Annotated in this window: 28 protein-coding genes; 22 read left to right on the top strand and 6 right to left on the bottom strand. The window is 49.2% G+C overall.

Annotated elements, in window-relative coordinates:
- Nucleotides 1-4: 4 nt before the first annotated feature.
- From H6F43_RS04100 to H6F43_RS04135, 8 genes are all read left to right on the top strand, one after another.
- A complete protein-coding gene (locus H6F43_RS04100; protein WP_190340931.1) occupies nt 5-730 on the top strand; it encodes a hypothetical protein in 726 nt (241 codons plus the stop codon).
- Nucleotides 731-734: 4 nt separating this feature from the next.
- Nucleotides 735-1,592, top strand: coding sequence for a hypothetical protein (locus H6F43_RS04105; RefSeq protein ID WP_190340933.1), 858 nt, complete (start codon nt 735-737; stop codon nt 1,590-1,592).
- A gap of 76 nt (nt 1,593-1,668) precedes the next feature.
- A complete protein-coding gene (locus H6F43_RS04110; protein ID WP_190340935.1) occupies nt 1,669-6,549 on the top strand; it encodes an FG-GAP-like repeat-containing protein in 4,881 nt (1,626 codons plus the stop codon).
- Nucleotides 6,550-6,805: 256 nt separating this feature from the next.
- Complete coding sequence (locus tag H6F43_RS04115) at nt 6,806-7,453, top strand: hypothetical protein (RefSeq protein ID WP_190340937.1); 648 nt, start codon at nt 6,806-6,808, stop codon at nt 7,451-7,453.
- A gap of 8 nt (nt 7,454-7,461) precedes the next feature.
- Nucleotides 7,462-8,034: a hypothetical protein gene (locus H6F43_RS04120; RefSeq protein ID WP_190340939.1), complete on the top strand. Its 573-nt coding sequence runs from the start codon at nt 7,462-7,464 to the stop codon at nt 8,032-8,034.
- A gap of 50 nt (nt 8,035-8,084) precedes the next feature.
- Nucleotides 8,085-9,281 (top strand): hypothetical protein, encoded by a 1,197-nt coding sequence (locus H6F43_RS04125; RefSeq protein WP_190340941.1) that lies wholly within the window; start codon nt 8,085-8,087, stop codon nt 9,279-9,281.
- A gap of 278 nt (nt 9,282-9,559) precedes the next feature.
- The gene (locus tag H6F43_RS04130; protein WP_190340943.1) at nt 9,560-9,802 is read left to right on the top strand and encodes a hypothetical protein; all 243 of its coding nucleotides are present in this window, start codon (nt 9,560-9,562) and stop codon (nt 9,800-9,802) included.
- Nucleotides 9,803-9,951: 149 nt separating this feature from the next.
- The gene (locus H6F43_RS04135; protein ID WP_190340945.1) at nt 9,952-11,040 is read left to right on the top strand and encodes a hypothetical protein; all 1,089 of its coding nucleotides are present in this window, start codon (nt 9,952-9,954) and stop codon (nt 11,038-11,040) included.
- A 22-nt stretch (nt 11,041-11,062) separates the two neighbouring features.
- Here H6F43_RS04135 and H6F43_RS04140 read toward each other — a convergent pair whose 3' ends face one another.
- Complete coding sequence (locus H6F43_RS04140; RefSeq protein WP_190340947.1) at nt 11,063-11,854, bottom strand: hypothetical protein; 792 nt, start codon at nt 11,852-11,854, stop codon at nt 11,063-11,065.
- Nucleotides 11,855-12,466: 612 nt separating this feature from the next.
- On the opposite strand from H6F43_RS04140, the gene H6F43_RS04145 reads away from it, so the two are divergent.
- The 4 genes from H6F43_RS04145 (at nt 12,467) to H6F43_RS04160 (ending at nt 16,904) form a co-directional block, all read left to right on the top strand.
- Nucleotides 12,467-12,814 (top strand): hypothetical protein, encoded by a 348-nt coding sequence (locus tag H6F43_RS04145; RefSeq protein WP_190340949.1) that lies wholly within the window; start codon nt 12,467-12,469, stop codon nt 12,812-12,814.
- Nucleotides 12,815-13,945: 1,131 nt separating this feature from the next.
- Nucleotides 13,946-14,599: a hypothetical protein gene (locus H6F43_RS04150; RefSeq protein ID WP_190340951.1), complete on the top strand. Its 654-nt coding sequence runs from the start codon at nt 13,946-13,948 to the stop codon at nt 14,597-14,599.
- The gene (locus H6F43_RS04155; RefSeq protein WP_199290135.1) at nt 14,599-15,117 is read left to right on the top strand and encodes a type II toxin-antitoxin system VapC family toxin; all 519 of its coding nucleotides are present in this window, start codon (nt 14,599-14,601) and stop codon (nt 15,115-15,117) included. Before H6F43_RS04150 ends, H6F43_RS04155 begins: the two co-directional genes overlap by 1 nt.
- An 854-nt stretch (nt 15,118-15,971) precedes the next feature.
- Complete coding sequence (locus H6F43_RS04160; protein ID WP_190341016.1) at nt 15,972-16,904, top strand: transposase; 933 nt, start codon at nt 15,972-15,974, stop codon at nt 16,902-16,904.
- Nucleotides 16,905-16,953: 49 nt separating this feature from the next.
- Here the strand turns inward: H6F43_RS04160 and H6F43_RS04165 are convergent, their stop codons facing one another.
- The 5 genes from H6F43_RS04165 to H6F43_RS04180 all read right to left on the bottom strand — a co-directional run bounded on the left by H6F43_RS04165 (nt 16,954) and on the right by H6F43_RS04180 (nt 19,842).
- A complete protein-coding gene (locus H6F43_RS04165) occupies nt 16,954-17,181 on the bottom strand; it encodes a hypothetical protein (RefSeq protein WP_190340953.1) in 228 nt (75 codons plus the stop codon).
- Between the two features lie 463 nt (nt 17,182-17,644).
- The gene (locus tag H6F43_RS22615; protein WP_277879865.1) at nt 17,645-17,779 is read right to left on the bottom strand and encodes a hypothetical protein; all 135 of its coding nucleotides are present in this window, start codon (nt 17,777-17,779) and stop codon (nt 17,645-17,647) included.
- A gap of 84 nt (nt 17,780-17,863) precedes the next feature.
- Entirely contained in the window at nt 17,864-18,217 is a 354-nt protein-coding gene (locus H6F43_RS04170; protein ID WP_190340955.1) for an ASCH domain-containing protein, read from the bottom strand.
- 215 nt (nt 18,218-18,432) lie between these two features.
- The gene (locus H6F43_RS04175) at nt 18,433-19,188 is read right to left on the bottom strand and encodes a hypothetical protein (protein WP_190340957.1); all 756 of its coding nucleotides are present in this window, start codon (nt 19,186-19,188) and stop codon (nt 18,433-18,435) included.
- 267 nt (nt 19,189-19,455) lie between these two features.
- Nucleotides 19,456-19,842, bottom strand: coding sequence for a helix-turn-helix transcriptional regulator (locus tag H6F43_RS04180; protein ID WP_242025304.1), 387 nt, complete (start codon nt 19,840-19,842; stop codon nt 19,456-19,458).
- A 174-nt stretch (nt 19,843-20,016) separates the two neighbouring features.
- Between H6F43_RS04180 and H6F43_RS04185 the strand changes: the two genes are divergently transcribed.
- The 10 genes from H6F43_RS04185 to H6F43_RS04230 all read left to right on the top strand — a co-directional run bounded on the left by H6F43_RS04185 (nt 20,017) and on the right by H6F43_RS04230 (nt 25,161).
- Entirely contained in the window at nt 20,017-20,373 is a 357-nt protein-coding gene (locus tag H6F43_RS04185; protein ID WP_190340961.1) for a hypothetical protein, read from the top strand.
- Nucleotides 20,374-20,599: 226 nt separating this feature from the next.
- Nucleotides 20,600-20,890, top strand: a complete 291-nt coding sequence (locus tag H6F43_RS04190; protein ID WP_190340963.1) for a hypothetical protein — start codon at nt 20,600-20,602, stop codon at nt 20,888-20,890.
- Nucleotides 20,887-21,030 (top strand): hypothetical protein, encoded by a 144-nt coding sequence (locus tag H6F43_RS04195; RefSeq protein ID WP_190340964.1) that lies wholly within the window; start codon nt 20,887-20,889, stop codon nt 21,028-21,030. The genes H6F43_RS04190 and H6F43_RS04195 overlap by 4 nt, the downstream gene beginning before the upstream one ends.
- A gap of 25 nt (nt 21,031-21,055) precedes the next feature.
- Nucleotides 21,056-21,388, top strand: a complete 333-nt coding sequence (locus H6F43_RS04200; RefSeq protein ID WP_190340966.1) for a hypothetical protein — start codon at nt 21,056-21,058, stop codon at nt 21,386-21,388.
- Between the two features lie 99 nt (nt 21,389-21,487).
- Complete coding sequence (locus H6F43_RS04205) at nt 21,488-21,655, top strand: hypothetical protein (protein ID WP_190340968.1); 168 nt, start codon at nt 21,488-21,490, stop codon at nt 21,653-21,655.
- 62 nt (nt 21,656-21,717) lie between these two features.
- Nucleotides 21,718-22,068 carry a hypothetical protein gene (locus H6F43_RS04210; protein WP_190340970.1) on the top strand — a complete coding sequence of 117 codons (351 nt, stop codon included), beginning with the start codon at nt 21,718-21,720 and terminating at the stop codon, nt 22,066-22,068.
- A 123-nt stretch (nt 22,069-22,191) separates the two neighbouring features.
- Nucleotides 22,192-22,410 (top strand): hypothetical protein, encoded by a 219-nt coding sequence (locus H6F43_RS04215; protein ID WP_190340971.1) that lies wholly within the window; start codon nt 22,192-22,194, stop codon nt 22,408-22,410.
- A 51-nt stretch (nt 22,411-22,461) separates the two neighbouring features.
- Nucleotides 22,462-22,632: a hypothetical protein gene (locus H6F43_RS04220; RefSeq protein ID WP_190340973.1), complete on the top strand. Its 171-nt coding sequence runs from the start codon at nt 22,462-22,464 to the stop codon at nt 22,630-22,632.
- A complete protein-coding gene (locus H6F43_RS04225) occupies nt 22,629-24,095 on the top strand; it encodes a hypothetical protein (protein ID WP_190340975.1) in 1,467 nt (488 codons plus the stop codon). Before H6F43_RS04220 ends, H6F43_RS04225 begins: the two co-directional genes overlap by 4 nt.
- 64 nt (nt 24,096-24,159) lie before the next feature.
- Nucleotides 24,160-25,161, top strand: a complete 1,002-nt coding sequence (locus H6F43_RS04230) for a sigma-70 family RNA polymerase sigma factor (RefSeq protein ID WP_190340977.1) — start codon at nt 24,160-24,162, stop codon at nt 25,159-25,161.

A 25,161-nucleotide genomic window follows, 5' to 3' on the forward strand; every position in this document is an offset into this window, starting at 1 on the left:
TGCTGTGGCTGAATACGTTGTAGTTGATAACCGCCAGTACGTCGAAATCGAAGACGGGGTACTGGTGCCGGTTAATGTCAGCCTCTCCCTGGAAGGGGGGACACTCGTCAAGTTGCCAACGTCGCAGCTGGAGTCGCTGACGAATCCGATCCTCCCAAACTCCTTTCCGCTACCCGTCGGACAGGTGCTGGATCTTAAGGAGGTCGCGGTCCTTAACCTGCCCGACACCTACAATATCGGCAATTTCCCGACAGGTTTTGCCTGCTCCAATCTGCCTAGCGCCTACCCTCTGCCATCCTCGCAAGAGGCACTGCTCAACGGTATTGCCACTAGCGTTACTCAGTTCACGAAGGGTGCAGGGAACGTCGATGGCAATACGCTTCGTGCAGTACTGGTAACAAACCAGCCGCGCCTCTCGACTACGCTGCCCAACGCCACAATGAGCCCGATCGCCACAACTGGCGCAGGAGACAAGACGCTGCTCACCCCGTCAGCGGGTAAGGCGCTAAGGATTTCTTCGATAACGGTGACGGCGGCCAATGTTGTAACAGTCCAGCTAAAACAAGGAACAACCGCCGAAGGACAATCGAACCTGTCAGGCGCAATGGAGCTATCTGATTTAGTGAGCGAGTTTCCTCGCACGGTCGCGCTGCTTGCAGATCGCAGTCTAGTCGTAAACGTCGGCAGCGCGATCGGACTGAACGGATACGTGACGTGGTGGGAGGAGTAGCGACATGGGCATGATTCGAGGCGTGACCAGTATCGATGCTCGATCGCGAACTCAAAAGCGAAACACGATCGTGTCTGGTCGCGTGAATACAACTCTGGCAAACTATCCACCTAACTGTCTTGAGGTGCAGTCAGGGTTGACGGTACGGTTGGCAGCGTCCGCAGCGAGTCCAGTTATTGTCACGTTCGCCAACGGATTTCAAGTGCCTGCCGTCACGGGAAGGAGCCTAGGAGCGCAAGACTTCACAACGGCGATCGTCTCGAACCTGACAGTAACAGTTCCCGCGAACAATACCAGCTTTATCTACCTCGATCGTGACAGCGCAACTGGAGTAGTCACTCTTGCATCAACGACGGTCGCGCCTTTCTACGGCAGAAATCGTCCGGCATCGCCTGTAACCTCTCAGCATCACTTCGACACGATCGCCTATCAGATGAGTCGCTGGACGGGAAGTGTATGGACCACGACGCAGCGCGTGTTTGTCGGGGAAGTCGTTGCCGGAGCCTCTACAATCTCATCGATCACAACCTACGCCTACGCCGGGCTGTACGAGTCCGACTGGGTAACAGTTAGCGCGCCGGGTGCCAGAACGATCGAGTCCCTGATGGGAATGCCAATTAATCAGTCGCTGTGCAGAATCCTGCTTTTGGGGCGAGTCAATAGCTCAGATTCAAGACCCTCGCCCTTGGCAGGCTACTACTTTAGCAGCGGTGACTTTGGTGCGTTTGCGCTTGCCTCAACAGCGAACAATCCACGCATTCAACAAGATTTCTACGTGGGGACATACCCCTATTACGATGCGTCCACCAGCGCGTGGTTGACTTCCGCAGACATCAAAGCGGTGTTTGAGCGAGGCTTCTAATCCTCGCTGATTTTGCTTGCTATCCCTACCCGCACCTGAATCAGGTGTGGGTTTTTGTTTAAATCGAGAGGAAACTATGGGACACACAATAGCAACAGCTATTCTGATTCTCTTAAGTCTACTGACTCCGTACACAACAACGGATTCGGTTTCGGCTGGAGTTGACGATTACTATCGGTTTAATCTGTCAAATCCGACGGCAATCAATGTTGCCATGTTTGGGCTGACTGACAATGCTGACATTGAATTGCTCGATTCAAATGGTGCTGTGCTGCCTGAACCAGATAACAGCAACGTAGGTTTTTCGGAAGCCGTTAGACCTAATCTTCGCTCCGAAAATACAGGTAAATCTACTGAATCTCTGGAGACGGTTCTTAACCCAGGAACCTACTACGTACACATCTACACATCAATTGACAGCCCCGTTAACTATGCGCTGAGCATTAGCGCGTCTGAGGGAAGTAAAAAACTAAGGTTGCGTAGCCGGGTAAGAGTCAGTGGAGAAATCGCCTGGACTGACTACGTTGGTACGACTCAGCAAGGTACAGGCACAGGTCCGAATGGACCATTTGGAAACGCGAACATTTCTGGACAAGAATTTGAAATTGCCGCTGTTGCTGACTTTAACCAGGATGGGATTAACGACATCCTAGGCACAGCAATTCCAACCTCTCTGTTCCTGCCGAACCCAAACCCAGACGACAAAACCGGAAGGTTAGGCATCTGGTTCCTAGACGCGAACGATAAGGTTACGTCGGTCGAAGAAATCGGCACCGTCAACCTGATCGAGCCGACAGGCACTCGAATTCTTAGCTATCGAGAGGCTGTATCGGACGCGGGCGACATCAATAAGGACGGCACTCCCGATATTCTGATCCGCAACCTGTATACAGGAGCACCTAGCCTTCGACTTTCTAACGGAAGCTACCGGAACTACACCGAAGTCCCGATCAATCAGGGACTAACGCTGAATCAGGACTGGCGGGCAGAGGCGATGGGCGACCTCAACGGCGACACGATTCCAGACATCGTGTGGCACAACATTTCTTCTTCTGGAGGAAGTGTTGGTGTTTGGAACATGAACACCGATGGCACCTTTACAAGTCAAACCTTTAATCAAGCCGTTCCCACAGCGGACTGGCAAGTGTCCGGCGTCTACGATGCAAACGGGGACGGACAGAATGACCTGGTATGGCTGAATACATCGACGACCGAGCGAGTTTACTGGATTGTCGGTCCGAATCTGACTCTAGTGTCTTCTCCATCTATTAGAGCTGGGGTTTCAGGACCCAATCCAGCCGCGAAAGACCGTGTTGATGTTAAGCCGACGAGTCTACCCGTGCAGGTCGATCGTGTTGGCAGTACCAACGCCACCGCATTTGATCTGAACGATCTAACAAACTCGACCTCTACAATTCGAGGCGAGTTGGGCGGCTCAGATACAAAGGATGTGTACAAGTTCACGACAACTGGAACCTCTCGTGTCGATTTTTCGTTTCTCCTAAACCGAAATTCCAGCGGGCTTGCAATGCAAGTTCAACTCAAGGATTCCAACGGGGTTGTATTGTACGACACGATCCCTGCTGGGTTGGATGGATACAGAGTTTTCGCTTCAACTGCGGTGCCATCGCTAACAGCGGGGACTTATTATCTGGAATTTACCATTCCATCTGGTGGACCGCTAGATAGGTACATTTTCCAGGTCAAATCAAACAGCCTGCCGATCGTCATTGGTGACAGCGCGACCACTGTTGCGTCGATCGGACCAGGCACGGATGGCATTGATGCGGTCAACAGCGTCAAGATGGGCAGCAACGTTTACTTCTTGGCAACTGCGCCAGGTGTTGAAGGACTGTATAAGACCGATGGAACGGCGGCGGGCACCAGCTTAGTAAAATCCCTGTTGCCTGCATTCCCATATGACTTGACCGTGTTCAATAACGCCTTGTACTTCCCGGTGCTTGACCCAGCCAAGGGTGTTGAACTGTACAAGTCTGACGGTACTGCTGCAAATACAGTACTGTTCCAGGACATTAACCCGAACGATGCTAGCTCCAATCCAGCGTTGCTTGTAGTCTCGAATAGCCAACTCTTCTTCACGGCGGAGGATGGCACTAATGGCGTTGAACTATGGCGCACAACCAACGGTACTTCTGCGTCAATGGTTAGTAATATCAACTCCGGGGCAGCCTCGTCGAACCCCTACGATCTAACTCCAGTTGGGTCAATGCTGTATTTTGCAGCTGACAATGGCACGAACGGAGTTGAGCCAATGCGATGGAATGGAACCGCCATTCAACTGGTGCAAGATATTGTTTCAGGTTCTGGCTCGTCGAATCCATCAGGATTCACGGCAGTTAGCTCAACCGAGGCTTTCTTCACGGCGGATGACGGCACGAATGGTCGGGAGCCGTGGCGCACGGCTACAGGAACGCTGAGTGCAACCCGAATCGGCAACAACATCAATACTGGTTCTGGCTCCTCAAGCCCGACGGAATTCACAGTGCTGGGAAGCAATGTTTACTTCGCGGCGACCGATGCATCAGGCGATCGTGAATTGTGGAAGTCGAACTTTGCCGGAACAACAATAACGCGCTACGCCGATATCAACACAAGTGGCTCGTCAAATCCTGAAGAATTGACTGTTTCCAACGGCAAGTTGTATTTCAGCGCGACGAATGGATCGAGCGGGTACGAGGGATATGCGCTAGATGGAACGAATGCTCCAGTTTTGCTAGGCGACATCAATACGAGTGGGGATAGCAATCCTGGACTGTTTACGAAGCTGAACAGTACGGAAACGGCGTACATCGCCTTCAAGCCCGACATTGGCTATGAACTGTATAAAACGACAGGCAGCGCCAATTCTGCAACACTGGTGAAAAACATCAATACAGGAGCCAATGGATCGATTTCAGGGCAGGATGTTGGGTCGTTCCCATACCTGTTTACGCCGTTGACTTCGACAACGCTCACTTTCTTTGGCTCAACCAATCTGAACGGTAGTCAGTTGATGACAACTACGGGAACTACTGCTAGCACCAACATGGTGAAGCAGTTGAACACCAATCCGCGATCGCTCCTCAATCCAAGCACTCAAGCTGCGTTTATCACGGACGCGATTAATGGTCAGGTCAATGGACCGCAGATTGCTGCTGTGCCAACGGTTAACTTTGGGACGGAGCCATGGGTGATCGGTGCAGACGCTCAAAGTAGCTTCATGCTGAAAGATGTGAATCCCGGTATTGCGGGTTCTGAGTTGTCTAACTTCACTGCCTTCAATGGAAAGGTCTACTTTGTGGCGACTGTCGACACGTCGAACGGTCCGAAGCGGACGCTTTGGGTCACGGATGGAACGGTCGCGGGGACCCTTGAAGTAGCAGCAACGAACGCGATCCTGAATCCTGACAACTTGTTGGTTGCGTTTCAGACCGGGCTGGATTCGACAGGAACCGACCCGGATTCGTTTTTCAACATCAAAGCGGTGGATAGATCGGCGGCTCCAGGCAACTCCTTCTCACCAAAAGCCAATGCACTGTACTTCACAGGGCAAACTGTTTCTGGACAGACAACGCAGACGGTGTTTTATCGACTGCTGGAGTCGGGAGCGCTGGAGACGATTAAGGTTATCAACTCGACAGGCGCGCCTGTGTTGTCGATAAATCCGGTAAGTTTGGGAGGTGCTGTCAATGTATTTCTGCTATCAGCCGATGATGGCGTTGCAGGTCAAGAACCGCATCGAAGTAATGGCATTCCTGCTTCAGCGGGTGGCATTACCGAGTTGTTGAAAGACGTAAATCCTGGATCTGAGGGGTCTTACCCTTATGGCATAGCATCGCCTTTTGCCCATAATTGGTATCCTCGCCCAATTATTTTCAGATCTTGTCCTGGAGGCAGTGGCACTTGCGGTCCTGATACGACGGAAGGTACTTATCATGGGTACCTGACAGGTAGGGGCACTTTGACCGTTTATTTTGTTGCGGATGATGGAAGCTCTGGTTTTGAACTTCTGCAAACTGATCTCAGGAAAGACGGGTCTTCTAAACCCACTCCTCCGACTGTACGACGCACAACCGTTGATTTCAACACTACAATTGCCGACCCAGTTGTAGGAACTCGAAAGGTTGTTTTGGAAGACGGACAGACCTTAGAGTATCCAGGACCCAATTCATCGAATATCGCACCGGATTTTGGAACAGCGTGGAATGGTTTGTGGTTTGGCGCTTATCGAGACCAAGAAGCTTACGAATTGTCTGTCCTCTATCCACGACGTTCTGTAGCCGGTATTAACTTTGACAATCCCACAGCGCCAGAATCTTGTGGTCGGGTATCCGAGTCTAGTTGGTGCGCATTTGACCTAAGTAAAGCCTTGCGATTAAGGAGGAAGAATATTGCGCTGTCCCCAAATCAAGGCTCTGCTCCAGGTAGTTTCTCTAGAGCATTTGGGGTTCCTCTTGTGGAGAACCCTCCTTCCTGGGCGATTGCAGGAGCTACTCTATTCACCGCAGATGACGGCAGAAGCGGCATGGAGTTGTGGAGGGCAAAATCTCCTGATGGTTACTATCACTTGCAAGCTTTAGGCCCTGACAGAACTTACCCGTATGAGCCTGATGTTTTTGACCAAATTCAATTTGAGCTTGTCAAAGACATTAACCCCTCTGGGGATTCCAATCCTCGAAATTTCGTTGATCTCAGTCCCTCTAATTTCACTAGTACTTCGATATTATTCCTCGCTGACCAAGCAGACGGCACTACCGATGTTTGGGTCACGAAAGGAACCTCTGGTACTACAAAACTAATGCAGGATTTAGGGTCCTTGAAACCGCTAGGAATGACTGTGTATTACTCAAATACCACTCGGAAATACACTCTGAGAGTGTTTGTATGGGACGACCAGGCACAAACCTTAAAAGTCGTTTCAAGCACGTTCGACAATTCTGCTCTACCTAACTTCTAGAACAAGGCAACGAAAAAGCGGGGCGATCGCCCCGCTTTTTGCTCTAGTACTTCACATCAGACATTTCCCGTGATTCACATATCAAACTGACCCCACCATGACGGAAATCATGGTGGGGTCAGTTACGGCAAGGAATTCTGCATTAGCTGGCAGCGCTGTCCTCGCTAAAATCGCGGCGCGATCAACGGTATCCAAGCAGGAACGCTTGGAATAACTCAGTCCAACTAAGCTTTACTGCTAGAGGTTTTTGATAGAAATGAGAACACTCCTTTATCGACTGTTACTCTCGGCAGTTATAGCTGCAAGCTTTCTACTAAACCCACTACCCGCCCTAGCAGAAACACCAAGTATTTATCACTTAGATACAACTGCTCTATACCTAAACAACAAAGAATTAGGTCGGTTTATCTGTGAAAGTTATTACAACAATCTCTCAATTGTTAGAGTGGTTTTTTCTAGTCCCCGCAATGCCTTTGATACAAGTACAGGACAATCTGTGCCAGAGTATTTTCTGGAAGGTATGACGGAGAGCAGCCGGATTGATCTAACGAACCCGCCCTATACGATCGCGTTTACACCTGCGCAAGAATACGTCACACCAGACGGCACGACCTATGCATTCGCTCAATCGTTTACTAAAGAGAAAGGCAAGATTCGACTGGCGAAACTATATGCTCAGATGAAAGTAGATTCCCCCTACGGGGTTCAGCTTCCGGTGCTTAATAGTATTGGTAAAACGCCTGTTGTTAAATGCGGCACTCCAGAATTAGATGATACAAACGAACTTCCAGAGACTCAGCGAAATATTATTCCCTCTAGAGGGCAAAGCATGCAGAGTCAGGTTTGTTACACCTTGGTCCTGCCTCCTGTCTTTAAAATTCCACTAGGTTGCCGTCCTAATTGAAAACTAATATGAGTCTAAATCAACAGTTTGGCTACTTCGACATCCACCTTGACTTTGCTTTATGGTGCTTAGTGAAAGATGGGCTGGTAACACCACCGTTTATTCACCACGCTTCGTTCAAAGGAGAGCTTCAACGTATTGGGTTTAGTGAGTACGTTTGGCATGAATGGGCGTATGAAATTTCAGTTACACACAAGCCTACTCTGAGCGATCTACCAGCAGCGACCGCATCTGTGTGGAGAGGATTCCCTGACCTTAAGCAAGCTCTTGTCAAGGAATGGGAAATTTATCAGCAAGCAGCACAACAGCGATCGTCTTTGTTCGAGCAAAAGGTACTAGCCCTAGGAAAGGTCTCCTCTCTAATACAGTTAAGGCTGTGTCTGTCGAACATTCATCAGGTCGTTTTTGTCCACTATCCAACAGCAGTTAAGTATCTACCTAGCCAATTCGAGGTGTTGGGGCTAGCGGCAGACTTAGACAAAGAACCTGCGTCTGATTACTTAGGACTTCTAAAAGAGGCAATTCAGGATTACCAACCAAAGGACTACTGGAAAGCGCGCCGTGCCGTCGAGCTTCCTTAGATGCAGATAAGTATTAATTGTTCCACATACAGATTTACTGGAGCTTACCAATGGTTCGCGTTGTCTTATTGCTTGTTCAGTTTGCGATCGCCTGGTGTTTGATTCAGCCGCCAAGTTATGCTGCGATCTGTCCAGGAAGGTTTTGCGGGGTTGACGCGATCGTGCCGCCATCTTTGTTAAAACCTCAGCCAAAACCGCCATCCGTAAACAATCCGCTATTCTTTTCACGGGATGCAGGTTTTGACCGTCAACCACTTGATTTTTATGATCGAACGGGAGATTTAGGCGAAAACACCTTTGGAGCCGTCGGAGTGGCGCTATCGAGAAAACCTAGCGCCCCGATCAAGCTAACAATGCTTGGCGGTGATTTCGTCACGATCGATACAGACGGCAAATGGACAAACGGCACCCAGACAGAACTGCTGTTCACGCCTCAAAATTGGGACAAGCCTCAAAAAATCGCTTTTTTAAACGAGGTTGATGGGTCTACGTCCGACCGAAACGTCAGCTTAGTTTTTGCTGCAACAGATAACAAAACGTTTACGCCTGTTTTTGACTTTGGTCCGGTTGCTAATGACTCTCAGTACAATCCTGACCCAACAAAGTTTAATATTCGGGTTGACTTTAGAGGAATTGAAGGGGATGCGCAGTGGACTGCCGCAGCGAAAGCGACCATCCAACAAGCAGCGAATGAATGGGCAAGCCGAATTAACAACCGTTATCCAGGACAACGAATTCGTACTCCTTACCCTCTGGCAGGCAATATTGCAAAACCACCGTTTGATCAGGTTTTGGTTGACACTTATAGCGATGATTTGGTCGTACTGTTTTCCAATTCGGAGTTAAACCCGCCACCTTATGGCATAGGAAGACCGCTGGCGTATATCAATAGTCCAGCGATCGGGCAAATCAAGCTACACAAGCCATCTTACGTCAACTTACCAGCAACTTCACTGAAGCCAACAGTATTGCACGAAATCGGTCACGCACTAGGATTGGTTGGCAAGATTCCTGTCGGAGCAAGCCTCATTAACAAATCCACAAGTCCAGCCGTGTTCACCGGACCCTACGCAAAGTCGGCAAACAGCAACCAAAATATACCTTTAACCGTTGACCTAACACACCCAGGTCCAACCATGCCGTCTGTCATGAACGACAAGCTCCGAGACAACTACCAGGTGCCTAGTGCCCTAGATTTCGCACTGCTGGCGGACCACGGCTATCGAGTCTCTGGAATCAACCCCTGAGGCGGGCGCTGATGGGTGTGATCGGGGAAAGCTGGCACAGTCGGAGCGTCTGGCGCAGAATGTAATTTTTGAGGTAGAGAGGGGTCTACATACCGAAAATCCAGCAACACAGAATACACTCTTCGGATATTGGTCAACGGGTTTGACTCGTTTTTTATAATCTGAGTTTGTGGTTCAGCGGTACTCATCGCAGCGAAGATCACTATGTCTAGCATCGAATTCTCCAAATGTAGGCGGTGGGGAGTGGGGTGATTGACTTCTAATACCTTAGGTAAATTATGTACGCTCTAATTGGTCTGATTCTTGCGGCTTCTTTGACGGTGCTACTTGTATTCAATCACGTCCGCATCTCTGCCTCCGAAATCTTCAAACATCTGCCAGTCTCCAGCACGAGCACGCACCTGATTGCGGTTCAGGATAGTAACCCCGTCCTCGATCGCGCCAACCACTTTGGTTGTACCTGTCCTGCCTGCCAAAACTTGATCTCCCAACTGCAAGGCAAGCTGCCGCCTGCTGCTTGACGATCGCATCTCTCTATTAACTCCCTGCGGAAGCATTTTATAGGTCGCCTGGCTTCCGCAATGTTACGGGTTTTTCCGTGTAAAAACGGAGAAATCTAGGGATTTCATGAGTAAAAATAATGGAATCATTTAACCCCTGACCGTCACTTATGAATTCCGGTTTTATTAAACGCCCGCCGAGCACTAAACCTGTATGCATCGTCGGACTGGACGGCAGAATCCTCGTCAGTGAAGGAAGTGAGCTATTCGGCATCTCTCATGAGCGATCGCTGTTAGGCAACTTCCGCGACTACATGAGCACGTTCGATTTTGAACAACTAACGAGCAAGTTATTACAGCGTGGCGAACTGACTGATTACCCTAGTCTTGAGGTTGTTCCTCGTGGACGGGCATTGATCCGCAATCGCTGGAAACTGATCGAGTACAACGGACAGAAATGTATGTCAGGGGTGGCGTCTACTGTTCAATTTCTCGATTGCGACTTTGTGCCACCTGAGCCTGAAAAGTGGAATATGCCTGCGGGTTTTGTTGGGGCGATCAAGCGCAAATTTGGTATTGAGCATGAGCGAGGTTGCCAGATCTGGCTAACACGCAACAATAAAGGTAAAGAAGAACTAGTAATTGACTGCGAGGAGAAAGCGCTTGCCGATCGCCTCTTCGCCCTTCACCGCAAACTCTCCAGGGTTGTGCAGCTATTTGACGTTCCCTATGTCCAGATAAGATTAAGGGGTGAACTAAGAGATCGGTTCACCCCTGATTTGTCTTTACTGGAGCTTGGCAACCCTATTATGGCACCTACCAATACCAACCTGGTTTTACCCACTACCAGCGTGAGTATGACTGTTCACAACGACTTCACCTTTATCCCGGACGAGGCAATGTTGGGATTGCTGGTCTCAGCAGACCCTAATCTAAAAGTCATTAAGTGGGATGACGCAACGGGTGGGATTGGACTGGCAGCGGGTGTAAACTGTGCTCAATCCAGCGGGCTCTCTCCTGGTGAGTGGATGCATCGCCACATGGCAGTCGAAGTTCAACCAGGGGTCAAAACCTGGATACCCGAAGAGTACGATCGCTTCAAGAGCGCACTGTTTGAGCACACGGCGATCGACCACTTCGAGTACCGAGCGCACCTCTACGATGGCACACTCGTCAGGATGACAGTTAACGCTGCTCTGGGACAATTCAGGAAGAGCTTAATCCGACTAGTGAAAGTGCTGGAGTGTACGCCGGTTTAATTTCCAATAGTTGGAAACCCCCCTACGATCGCGGATGATCCACGATCGTAGGGGGGTTTCCTGTCTTCGTTGCAGATACTCCCAACAGGTGCGACCAATAGTCGATGTCGTTGTACTCCCCTTCGGAGGAAGCAACTCGATTCGCGATTTTGAAGATCGTATCCACCGTAGAAACTTGAGCGGGTTCCTCTAACAACAGTGATCGCACCTCGCTCACTGGCAGCTCTAGATAGTTGGCAAACGCCTCAGGCGTCATTAGCTTACGTCGAGTCATTTCGGCGTAGAGGAGCGCTCTGACGACGGGCAGATTGGGATCGGGGATAATTGCGATGATACGGCTTACAGGTGCCGCAGGCGCGGGAAGGCTCATTGCGGTGCGAACTCGACGGACCCCGATCGACAAAACACTAAGCGTTGATTCAATCTCACTCAAAACTTCAGGGATTTCGCCCTTCAGCATGATTTGAGCGAGAGACGGTGGTTCCGGCGGTGCGGTATCGTCACGCCCTTCCAAATGTGCTCTGGCGGATTCTCGTGCCCGCACAGGGTCTGTCGAGAAGCCCATGCAGATGCCGATTCGCTCTAGAGTCGGGTTCTCAAGTGCCTGCTTAACTTCTTGAGGATCTCCAGATGCCCAGTCTTGTAGCTGCTGGGGGGAAAATACTCTGCCTTTATACCCCAGCTGTCGCAAGCGGGTGTTCAATTCTTCTGCCAGATCGCTGAAGCTAACATTGCCCGCGATCGTTCTTTCGTTGTTTACAAACTGAGCCAGTCGGCGGCGATAGTCATCATCTACATATCCTTGTCTTGCCATCTGAGGAACCCGGAAACACTCCATCAGATTAACCTAGTTGGTTGTCAAGAGCAATTAAAGCGTTCTACCACAGCAACGACGCTTCTGATAAAAGATTGGATAGAGGCAGGTGAAACACGTGGAGCTTCGCTTACCTTGTAATCAGATCAAAAGACAGTAAAGATGCAAACTGCTCACAAAGTCTTTTTATCCGCAAGTCCCACTATTTTTGCTTTAAGTTGTTTTGCCCCTCATCTTGACGCCCGACCCAATCTTGATCGAGCGGGAACCTACTTCTTCTGTAAAGATAAATTGAATCTGAAGGAGCCCTGCATCATCGGCACTGGATATGGCATGGGCTGTATGTATGCAATTTTGCACTGGCGTGACGGAACAAACACCGCTATAAATAAAATCAGCCATTATCCAAACCAGAGCACAGTTGCCGGATTCTGTTGCTACACAGCGGATGGGAAAGGGGCTATTGCTGTCTACCGCGATCGGAAGTTACAGTGATCGAGAATTACCGAGAGCGTCCTGACCTGTTACGAAGTTAAGAAGACGAGAAACAGCATTTGCTACAAGCTCTGAGCGCGATCGCTCTTTTGATCAAATTCAAATACGTGAATCACTATGGGAACGCCGGTAGGAGACATACAATTTTGGGTTAAGCAAGAAGGTAAATGGGACTGGCTTTGGATGAGTGACTACGTCATTTCGCCCAAAATCCAAGTGCATCGTTTTGGAAATCAAATTCCCTTTCCTGATGGATTTGAATGGCTGGAAGGTGCCGAAGTTCATGTAATTCCTCTAAAGTCTTCGGACGACTGCGTTCACAAGCTTGTCACGCCAACACCTGTTAACGTCATTACACCTGATTTTGAACGGACAGGGGTAAAGATGCACCCGTTTAAAAAGTGGGATTGTGTTTTTCAGGATAATCCCAACTTCCAATTGAAATATCGCCCTCTCTTCTTTTAAACTCATTGCTAATTGGTAGGAAAACACCCTATTAAAGAGCATCTGTAGATTTTGACCTTGTTCCGATTCAAAGGAACGATGTTGTTAGCTGGTAGGTTTCTTGCACGTCCTGGCGAAGTTCTAACAGGTGTTTTCTGGCTTGAGTTGGAATTTCTACACGTTACCGTTGTCTCAAGTTGCTGCTGTTGTTGTCTAAACCAAAGTGTTCCAAGATTTACATCTTCAAGAGCTAATATGAACTTTGCGTCACGAGGCTGACCGTAGAACTGGGTATCAACAATACTATAAAAAACTTGATATACCCGCTCAGGACGTGTCGCTAGTGTATAAGGGTACGTTTGCTTTCCAAACCTTAATAGTGCATCCGTCCTGTTTTCAGGTGGGTTTGAAAAAGTTAAAGAACTATTTCTAAAACCTGGATTTCTTAGGGCAAGCGTCGGTTTACCGTCTGCCTCATTTGCTAGCTGTCCGTTCGTCGAACCTACTCCCAATATTAGCTGGGCAGATAGCCCTGCTGTTTGGCAACGAGCTTCACCAACTCGCTTGAACGTCACAGATGGTCGCCCTGCGTTTGTCGATAGATACACGTTGGAAGGTGCCGCGTGAGCAGAGGTCGGAACAGCAGTGAACAAAGTAACCAGCAAAGTCAACGCAATCAGGAATCGTCTCATCATGGGTTTACGACAGTAACGACGCTTCTATTTTAACAATTGTGATTGTCAATTATAAGTAAAACTTGAATCTTCTTTACTTCCAAAACTGCTACGTCCTTTGCGACGAATGCATCCAGGACCGATCGCATTTTCAGAACCTCTGTTTTGTTGTGGAAATTTCAGACAAGCCGCTTGTCGAACCTCTGTTTATGGCTTTTATAGTACTAATGTTCTAAAATAGTTATTGGCAGACAACTGCTACTCTTCTCGTACCTACCAAAACACGCTACCGCAGTAGCCAGATGAGTTGACGTATGGGAAGATCACACTACAAGGCTGTTGTTGACATATGCAAGGAAGGAACGACTCAACATCCAATGTGACTCGGAGTAGTGACCACGCGACTCTGACCATAAACATTGAGGGTCCATACTTTCCACTTGCGAAGTTTCGCAGGGCGCTAGACAGCTTCATTGATTTGCTCACAGAAATTGACAAAGAAACATCTGAAAACGGTGACCTCACTGTCGAATGGGCAATCTCATCAATCGAAACTGGCAGCATTCACATCACGGCTGTTGCAAATCCGGTTAACGAGGAAATACATCAATCTAGACCTAGCCAAGTAATCGAAACCATCACCCATGGGATCGATCAGTTGCAAGAGTCTCCTGTAATTCCGACTGGTTTTAGTGAAGCAGCCCTTAAACACACTAAAACATTTAGTGAGCTTGTCGATCCGGACGACTTTGCTGAGATTCGACTTAGAAGCAATGGATGGACTACAAATATTGCTCCACGCCTTGCTGGTAATGTTGACGAAATTACTAAGACAACTCAAAAATTCTATGGCTCGATCGAGGGAACGCTAGTTTCAATTAGTGTGGCTGCTAGGCAAGTGCTTGGTATTCGTAGCTCGATCGAAGGTAGAACAATCCGATGCTATTTCAAGGACGAGTTATTTGAAGTCGCTAAGGAAGCACTGGGACGCAGAGTTTATGTTTTCGGAATAATTCGGCAGCGACAGCATGGACCTAAAATCAACATTCAGGTTGATGAACTGAGAATCTTGCCGTCTGAAAACGACATGCCGAGCGTGAGCGACATTCTAGCTAAGTTGAGGGGTGGATAGTGACAGATAGACAACGCCATTACCTCGACTCTGGTGTATTTTCAGGTTTTCTTAATGGTGAAGCAGAACCGGAAAACTTCCACGAGTGTGAAAATGTTATTCGTGCGGCTGAACAAAAGCTGATTCTAGCTTTTACGTCGGCATTTACAATGGCAGAGGTCGTTTATATCAAGCCACGACCAGGCACTGAGTCTCTTCCAATCAATGTACAAGAGGAAATCATCTCCGACCTTCTCAACAGTACTTGGTTGGAGCGAGTAGCCTTTGAGCCAGATATGGCTGAAATCAATCGCTACTTGATCAGGCAGTACGGCGAGGGAAAGAAGGGTTTGAAGCCATACGACTCACTTCATCTTGCGACGGCAATCCGAATGCAGGTTGACTACTTTAATACGCTCGATGATGCGCTGATAAGGCTTCTTCCTTCTTCAGTCAGTTACCCTCCCCGCTATCCAAAACCAGTAATTATCCAGCGTCCATTTGTGGATAATTTTCAAATGGGACTGCCCTCGCTGTGAGTGAATGGTTTCACCGGTAGGCGAGTAGGTGAGGTTGTAAAATTGGGCTTAGTGAAAGGGCACTCTAAAATCAACCCTGGGAAGACACTTCCAGTGGAGTTTCTGTAATGCAAATACCCTTTTTGGGTATCCAACACACCTGCAAGTAAACATAGTTCATCGCACTAGCTTCCTAGTGGCGTGGTACGCAAGCCAAGCTTCAAACTGAAGACGGTCCTCATAGATCCGGCAATCTTCTTCCTGGGGTAAGAAGTGCACCTCAACGCCCATATATCGAGCAAGTGAGTCAAAGAACTCAATAGGGCTATACTTGCCGCAACTACTCAAGAAGGGTTGTTTCAACTCTTCTCGGAAGGTAATGCCAGCGATCGTTCGATGGGACTGTTGAAGCACTTCGTTGAATTGATCGAAGTTAAATGACAAAGCCGATCTCATACGCGATCGACTCTCCTGAGGCAAGACTGGTTCCAGAATACACGCTAGTACTACAGTTACAATAGTCCGGACATTTTTTAAGCGGAAGTAGACAGGAAGGCTACCCATCGACTAGGGTGCGAGTAACAACACAAACACCGGATGGATAGCCAGATGGAAGCCATTGTACAGAGCCTGCTGGCAACAGTGGGCGGTTTCGCAAACCGCAAACCAAGTTTTTAGTCACCCTGTTCTCAACGATTCTGATTGCAGTAGGCAAAGTGAACTTCACCAACTTGAGCCGTTACAGTGCGTTGAACGAGCGCACCTACCGACGGCAATTCGAGCAGGAAGTCGAGTTTGCCCAGTTGAATCGCACCTTAGTTGAGCAGTACACCGACCCAACCCATCAACTGTTGGCGGTGATGGACTGCTCGTTCATCGCTAAAAGCGGCAAAGCCACTTGCGGGCGTGACTGGTACTGGAACGGCTGTGCCAACCGAGTAGAGCAGGGCTTAGAGGTCTCGCTGATCGGCGTAGTCGATGTCGAAGCGCAAACGGGCTATGCTCTTTCAGCGCAGCAGACCTTTGCTCAAAAAGACTTGCCAGACCTGACGCGGATGGATCAATATCTCTACCACCTCGATACGATGCGCTGTGAGTTGCCGCCTAGCGTCAAGTACTTAGCCGTCGATGGAGCCTATGCTAAGGAGAACTTCATCACTGGAGCGGTGCAGCTTGAGTTGCACGTGATCAGCAAATTGCGCTGCGACGCGAACTTGCGCTGGCTCTACATGGGTGAGCAAAAACCGCGTGGCAGAAGACGCAAATACGACGGCAAAGTCGAGTTGAGCCATCAGGAGCGATTGACGTTTGTTGAGACGCTACGGCCTGGGGTGGATCTGTACACTGCCACTGTGTTCCATGTTTCGCTCAAGCGCACAATTCGATTGGCCTATCCGCTGAATCGCAGCAATCCGACAAAGCCCCGGTTTGTGGTGTTGTTTTCGACCGATGTTGAGCAAGACCCGCTTGAGATCTACCGCCTCTACAGCCTGCGCTTTCAGGTGGAATTTCTGTTTCGTGATGCCAAGCAGTTCACCGGGCTGGCCGATTGTCAAGCCCGTGACTGCGTCAAATTGGAGTTTCACTTCAACGCCAGTTTCACCGCGCTTAATCTTGCTAAAATCGAAGCGCACCAACAGCATCATGCGGGCACACCGCTGACCTTCTCGATGGCAAGTATGAAGCGACGTGCCCTCAATGAGCATCTGCTTGAGCGCTTTATTTCCAACTTAGACCTCTCACCGAGCGTGATTAAAGCTCATCCCAACTACGAAAAGCTCAGGAATTACGGCATGATTGCCGCTTAAATCCTGTCCGAACTATTGATTTATAGAAGATTGAGATAAGGCAAATCAGTTACATTGGCATATCAAACTGTTCTGGGAAGGGATCGCTGACGAGTTGACTATATCCAGTGGAGCCGTAAGATGTTGGCGCTTCTGCTGAATAGCGGTACTGAAACGATGGAGGCAGTGGGAACCAAGATAGATAATTGAACGTTAGGCTGTATGAGCAGCCGCCACCCAAAGTTTGACCTTGTGCAGTTGTAGAACCCATTTCTCCTATAACAATAGGTCCTGCCATTCTGGTAACGCTCCATACTTCTGCCCTCACTTCAAATTGGTCACAGGACACAGATTTGGAATCAGCGATCGACGTTGTTAGCTCTCCTTGAACGGTGTGTGAACGAGTTGTAGCTAGAGCTGCAATTGCGCCCGTAACACCTAAAGCGACGACTCCAACGAAGAACAAATTACGGGGTCTCGAAAACATCGAATTGACACTCCTTCCATAGTTCAATCAAACTTCTTAGTTTTTGGAGACGATGTAAGTCTTGGTGATGTTCCAGAAGTGGAGTTTAGCGATGCAAAAAAGTGAATTGAAACTCAAGAGCGGAATAAAGCCATTTTTTCAAAGTTAGCCATGCCCCAAGTTTGAAAAAAAAGATCCACTCCACGATTAAATCAGAGGTTGAGCTTCAAAACCTGCTCAAATTCTGTCCGAAGTATTGATAGTAGAAACTAAGAGATTGAATCTAGAAATATAGTTAATTGGGAAATAACTTCTCCGTGTTGCAGGCAGGACACTCCGTTGCTTTGATGTGTCGCTCGATCACTCTCTCGATCGCTCTGACAGTCTCGGCATCTAGCCGCCGCAGTCCCTGTGCTCCCTTAAACGTCATTAGTTCAGGCAACGCAAGAACGTTACCGAGTTGGAATGCGTAGCGCGGATTTTGCCAGTCGCCAACAGCGCGTTCTAGCTCTGTTTAGGCTTCAATTTCTATTCCTGTTCCTATTGCTTGAGGGTGGGAGTGCCTCATAACCCGGCAGTCAGTTAATTCACAAACTGCGACAATTGCCCCTAACGGGTAGCTTTTGACTTCACAGATGCCGCGCTGATGTGAGCCAGACAGTTGAAAGACTTGATCAATGAGGTGTAATCCTTCTGCATCGACCTGACGTTTCGCGGCATGGATTGCGATCAAACCTCGGTAGGCGGTGTACCACGATCGGGTTTCATATTGCTTCAACCTCCAAGCAATGAAAGATGCCCACGGTTGCCAGAGGCTTAAAATCCGAATCTCTTGACTTGTAGGGTCGATCGAGGTAGGTGAGATCACTTGCCCATCCTCTCTTTGTCTGGCGTGAATTCAACTAGAGATTGCAATGTGATGTCTGCGGTTCTGCCCAGCTTACGAAGGCTCATACATAAGGACTTCAGCGTATTGCCATCAATGCGTGGCTGCTATGTTGGGCGTAAGCAGTACTGGTGGGTGGTTCTCATGCGGCTGGTTCAAAGAGCAATACTGAGGAGGTAATTGCTTTCTTTACCTCATTAGCTTCCAGACCCACCTCCCAATAAACCAAGAACTTTTTGAGCATTCTCTGCGATTTGAGACAGTTTAGGATCAGATGCTGCAACGTAGATCCGTGTTAGGATTGCGCGAGCCAAATTACGCTTTGATATTGACTCTACCCTTTGACTGAGTAACTCAAGTTGACTAACTAACGCCTCAACTTTTTTAACCTGATCTTGATCCTTTGCCTCTAGGTCTTCGATTCTAAGTCTTAGGTCTTCGATAAAGTGTTCCAGATTACTCCTGATTTCAGTAACCTCTTCTTTAGTAGCTGCCTCATCTGCGACTTGAGCTATGAGTTCTTCCAGATTCTCAAGTTGCTGGTGTTGTTGTTCAATCTTTCGGTCTATAGGTTCATAACGAATCTCTTCAAGCAGTCTCCCGACCCAGGACTCAATTGCCGTAATCATTTCCGCTGAATCAGTTAAAGTAATTTTTTCGTTCTGAGAAATTTCACCTGGACAGAATTCAGCCTCAATCTTGAACTCATGTACCACTCTTGAGCTAGTAATGGAGAATATGTTTGGCTGACTATCTACAGCAATTCTTTTCGATTTCTCTAATGGAATCCTTGCTTGAAAATACTTATCCTGTTGCAGAAGATACAAAACTTTCAAAACTATATGAGAACGATTTTGCTTTTCATCTATTTTGAAGTCTTGGAAAAGTAAGGTTGGAGGGTTGTCGAGGACTCTCCGAATTTCCTGAATGAACTTCACGCGTATTGTAGACATCTTGAAGTCTGTTCTCCCGTAGTAAATATTTAGACAGTTCTAAGGCTTATTCTAAGAACCTGTTTGAAAAGCCCTCTAGCGTGTGTTCAACTACCCTGACCACCGAGGAACTAATACCAGAGAATCAGGGTTCTGGAATTTACGATCACTTCGTTCACTGCAAGTAGGGACATCAGTGAATTGATCGCGAAGCAGGACTTGGCGGGTAGCTGCGATCGCTGGCTCAAAGGAAGTGAGGGCAAGGACAGAGGATCAAGAGTGGATGAGTTAAGCATCGCTTTCATCCTTCTCAATCTCACTTTTCTTCGGCTGACCACTAACGGTATATCTACTGGGGGGCAAATTTTGATCGGGCAATCCTGGAATATTGGGTTTTGGAACCCCTGGAATTCTCGAAGTAAGCAGGCTTGGGGGTATATGTGTTGGTGTGTCAAAACGAACCCCAAAGTCAACACCTAGTGCTCGCTCAATCCCTCTAAGGACTTCCTCAGTAATATACTGTCGCTCACCCTTCTCAATCTGATACCAATAAGCAGTTGAAATTCCAGCTTCGGTCGCAAGAGTTTGAGCAGATTTACCGCTTGACTCTCGAAGCTCTTTGACCTGTTTCTCTAATTCAGGAACCGACACCCGGATTTGCCGTACAACATCCATTAACATATGCTCGAACACCTCCAACTATTCTACGCGGCTTTACTGCACCTTTAGTATACACCAGTTGACAACAGCAGTATACAACACTAGTATATGAATAAGACATAGAGAAAGCGCCCCGGTCTGGACAACTAAAGCGCTTTCCCATCCACCCCTTACGGAGCTATCCAAATTATGACTCAGGTTCTCGACTTACACACGATTTCCCTACGTCCTCAACCCGTTCCCCCGCCTGTTTACACATGGATTGACGACTCTGAGACAGAGGCGATCGTGTATCAGGAAATGGCTCATCGGTCCCGCTACGCTTACGACGTACAGGTGCAGCGTCGTCATGGGCGCACCCAGCTATTAGGCGCGATCGAGTACAACGAGCAGCAACAAGTGTGGCAGGTCACTCATATTGAGCGACAGACGGTTGTGCCCACTGAGTTTGCGTTTATGACTCACAGCGAAGCGGCAACATACCTGCACACCCAAATGCTTGAACGTAAGCGGCGTCAGCGGTTAGCAGATCGAGCTTTTGCTTAATAGCGTTCACGTTCCGGGGGCACCCTTCCGCCCCTTTTTTCTCCAAATTTCATTATGGGCAGGACCAAGAACACGCTGAAAAATTGGTAGATGCTGCCTATTGCTATCAAGCGGAGCAAAAAGCTTGAGAGCTAGCGATCGTCCTTCTCCAGCGCTCTCCGTGTTTAATTTCGGCAAATACTCCTGAGATTCAAGACCTACTGCAACTGGCAAGACAGGTAGCGCCATGATCGAAGTCAACATTGAAATTCCAGAAGAAGTCAAACCGCCTCAATTCCACTTATTCCAAAAAGTAGTATTCCAAGACATCCACTACGAACCTAAACAACTTCTAGTTGGCACTGTTACCGGAATGGCCTGGGTTGCTCCCTTAGAAGCGATCGCGGAAGATCTCAGTTTTTGGGGGTGGAAGTACACCGTTTCTTATATCTACGGTCTGTCGCCGGAAGAGGCGCTTGATGTCAGAGAGACTGACTCTGGTATTCGAGAAGATGCTTTAAGTCCCGCTGCTCTATGACTACTGAAACCGTATATACAACCCTTGGCGAAGGCACGATCGTTGCCAAGGAAGCGGACGAAGAGGGCAGCGTAATCGTAATGGTAGAACACCCAGACGGCTCGATTGGCACCTACGACGACGACGAAATTGCGTACTAAGCCCCGAATTTTTTGGAGTTTAACCATGATCAAAGCCGATGATTTTTGGGGAATTAAACATCTTCCCGACGTGCTGGAAGTGTACGGCGCAGTACTTCCAACTGCTCCTGAGGAGCTTTACACCGCGATCGCGCAATGGAAATCCGAAGACCGCCAAATCGAAATTGTGCCCTTCCCTCCGGCATGGGTTGGGACCGGATACGGCTACTACGCCCTGCTCGGAAGTCGTAAATCTAGTGCGGGTCCGATCGACGGAACGGTATACGCATTGATCGCGTGCACCGAGACGGACGCCGCTGAGTTTGCAGCGCGACATCAAATCGTATTTATTCCAAGACTGGTCTCTCTGCCCTGCTAAACGTTTTCGATCGACGAGGATTGTCCGGTTTTCGTACATTAGCTAACTGATTCGATTTTTTGAGGTGCATCTACTAAGTCCACCTACTGCACCCAAAAAATGCTGTTCTCTAACATTTCTCTTCAGCTCGCTCCTCAGCCACAGACACGATCGACCGTTTCCAAAAGCCTGCCGCCACTGGTTCAATTTCCCCTCTCCAATGCCGACGCCGCCTTGATTCTTGCCCTTAACGAAGGCGCTTACATCTTCGGTCAGAAACCCCATTAAGTCTTGAGCGATCCTTTGGGGCTTATGGCGATTGCTCTTTCCTCTTCACCACCACCAACCCCATGCAACTCAACGAATATCCTTCGGCGATTGCTGAAGTTTCCATACGGATCAACACCCTGGAAGACCGAATCACACTGCTGCAACAAGCGATGCAGCGAATTGAGGATGAAGTTCGACACGCGACCGCGTTTGACAGAACCCTTGCCGACAGCGACCAGCGCAACGCAACTCTGGCAGCGCAGCTTGGGTCAAACGAAGTCTTCCAGGACCTGTCCGCTCAGCTGCGAGAAACCTACCCGCAGCGAGCTGAGCTAATGACCGAAGTGGCTCGCCTGCGAGACGAGTTCAGCGTCGCCAAAATTCAGGCACAACGCCAAATTGCCGAGATGGAGCGCTGTCGAAATGCCTGAAGCTCTGTTCAGCTTGTTTTTGGCGATCGCTCTGTTTGCAACTCCCTTTGTCGCTCTATCTGCACCCGAAAAATAATTTGGCTGTGTTCCCTGTCCCACAAGCAATTTTCTTACAGGTAGCACATGCAAATTTCGGTTCCGCCCGCGATCGAGATTATCCAGACCGCCAAAAAACTGCCGACCAGTGGTCATCGTAGTAGCGGGCGCACGAAGCCCAGCAAAACACAGATGATCGCCCTTTCTAACCGCTATCAATCGCTTAAAAGCCTTGCCGAGAGCTATATCAAGGCTTTTAAGGATGGTCCAAACGCTTTTTGGTTTACGGTTGACAATCATAATTAAAAGATCCTATGGTCGTTTCAGAGCAACAAAGCAACAAACCAACAAACCAACATGCTCACCCAGCTCCACGTTGATCTTCCTAAAGATCTTCACGCAACGCTTAAAGCGGAAGCGGCACTTAATCAACAAACCCTCAGGGAGTACACGATCGCCATCCTGCGCGATCACTTAAACGGCAACATCCGATCAAATCAGGCGTCCTCTTTGCCCTCAAAGTCATGACTCAGTTAGCTGCTCTAGAAACCACACAAACCATTGACTCACAGCAACGGCTGCGTGAGATTGCGATCGACACGGGGCGTCGAGTGCGTCGAAGCGTGTGGGACAACTACCAGTCAGGATTGAACCTGATCGAAGCTCAAACACTTCTCAAAGGCGAAGATCGCTTTGTGCAGTGGTTAGAGACAGAAGCACTACCCGAAATTGAAATCAGCAAGTCTCAGGCGTACAACCTGATCAACAACGCCAAGCGGTTTGAGTCGTATTTTCGGGAGTTCACCGAAGCGGAATTTGTAGAGTTCGGCAAGTTGAGCCAGACCGCGATGAACCTACTGGGGTCTCCGAGCACACCCGAACCTGCGATCGCGGAGATTGTCTCTCAGATCAGGAGTGGGCAATCCATCAACGCTGCCGCTGCGCGTCGTGCAATTGAGAAGCACGTCTCTCAGCACACTGCTGAGGAAGTGCAGACGCTCTACGCGGAGGTGGGGGTTTTCCGGGCGACCGCTCATCCCAAAATGCCCTGGATTTTCGAGACGGAAGGCTACTCTAGAGCCTTCCGCTCCCTTGACGAGGCAGCAGAGGCAGCGGAGGGAATCCGGCAGACCATCACTGCCCGAAGGCAACAGAGGGAGGTCGCTACTTGCAGCAGATGCCGTCACCAGTCCATTGACAGCGACTCTTTCCGCTGTGAGGCAACCACAACCACCCACCCAATTAACAGCGATCCGGGTGCTGCTGGCTGCCGTCTGTACAAGCCGCAGCTGCCAGTGGCACCTTTCACCCCTGCACCGGTCTCTGTGCTTGAATCCGCTGAGGAGCTTCCAACAGCACCTTTTATCTCTGCGCCAGCCTTCCCGCCCACTGATGAGTTTCCAATTATTGGAAAGACAGAGCGAGTTCCTTACGACTTCTACTCAACACCCAATGGAGTGGTCCAAAGCCTGCTTGAGCGCGTGTCGATCGCAGGGCGAGTCATGGAGCCATGCGCGGGAGATGGCGCGATCGCTAAGCACTTCATTGATAAGAACTTTGCCGACTGCTTCACCAACGATGTGCACGTCTACGAGGGGTTCGACTGCGATTGCCATCTAGACGCTGCAAATGGAGATAGCTGGGAAATCTTTTCGAGCCAAGGCGAGATTGACTGGGTGATCACAAATCCCCCTTACGGTAACGACCTGCCGATTCAAATTCTCTCCCACGCCTGGAATCATGCACAGGTCGGCGTTGCTTTTCTGGTCCGCCTAAGTTTCTGCGAACCGTGCGACAGCCGTCGGGAGTGGCTGCAATCACACAGCGATCAGTTAACCCATTTGATCACGCTTAATCCCCGCCCAAAATTTCGTAAGGACGTGGCGGGCGGCGACCAAGTGACCGTCGCCTGGATGGTCTGGCAGAAGAACTTCAGTTGGGAAGCACTGGGGGTACATTGCCCATTCAGCTTTGTGAACTGGACAAATTAAGACTCGATCGCGCTTCCACAAATGATCGAGTCGATTAGGAGTTATTTATTTTCGACGGTGATTTATGGTATCCCAGAACGCCAAAACCAGCAAAACGACAAACGCTGATTCCGTCAGAGCCTACCTGGTAGAAATTGGACAAATCGATCTACTAACTAAAAATAGGGAAGTTGAGCTAGGCAAGCAAATTCATCAGGCACAGCCCTTATGGACGCTGCGCGAGGAGATGGAGAAAACACTCCAGCGCACTCCCACCCGTGAAGAATGGCAGGCTGCCAGCGAACTTCCCGCTAAAGAGTTCGATCGACGACTACATATTGGCAATAGAGCTAGGGAAAAGCTAATTGAGGCAAACCTGCGCCTCGTTGTCTCGATTGCCAAGAAATACTTGAATCGCGGCGTATCGTTTCAGGACCTGATTCAAGAGGGGTCGATCGGACTGATGCGGGCAGCGGAAAAGTTTGATTTTACAAAGAACTGCAAGTTCTCGACCTACGCGCACTGGTGGATTCGTCAAGCGGTGACGCGGGCAATCTCGCAGCAGTCCCGCACAGTTCGACTGCCTGTACATTTGTGGGAGTCCGTTGGCAAAATCCGCAAAGCCAGCAGACAGTTTCATGCTGAGAACAATCGATACCCAACCGAGCGTGAGCTTGCCGAATTACTGGAGTGGTCGGTTGATCGAGTGCGCCAGATTCGTCAGCACAGCCAGCCAATTGTCAGTCTAAACACCAAGATCGGGCAAGACGAGGACACCGAATTGCTAGACATACAGGCAGCCTCGATCAAGCCGATCGACGGCGGGCTGCAACTTGATTGGATGCGTGAAGAAATTGCGGCGCGAATCGAGTGGGCTGTCAAAGACGACCATTCCAGCGAAAAGGCACGAAATATAGAGATGTTTCGACTGCGATCTGGACTGGTAGATGGAAAAGGCTGGAAGCTTAGCGAGATCGGCGAGGCTTACGGAGTAAGTCGAGAACGGGTGCGCCAGATTTGCCAAAAGATCGATCGCCAACTTCGACAAATTGCCAGGACTCAAGAACTGGACACCCATTCAATTTGA

Origin of the sequence: Leptolyngbya sp. FACHB-36, assembly GCF_014695955.1 — a bacterium.
Taxonomy (GTDB): Bacteria; Cyanobacteriota; Cyanobacteriia; order Leptolyngbyales; family Leptolyngbyaceae; genus FACHB-36.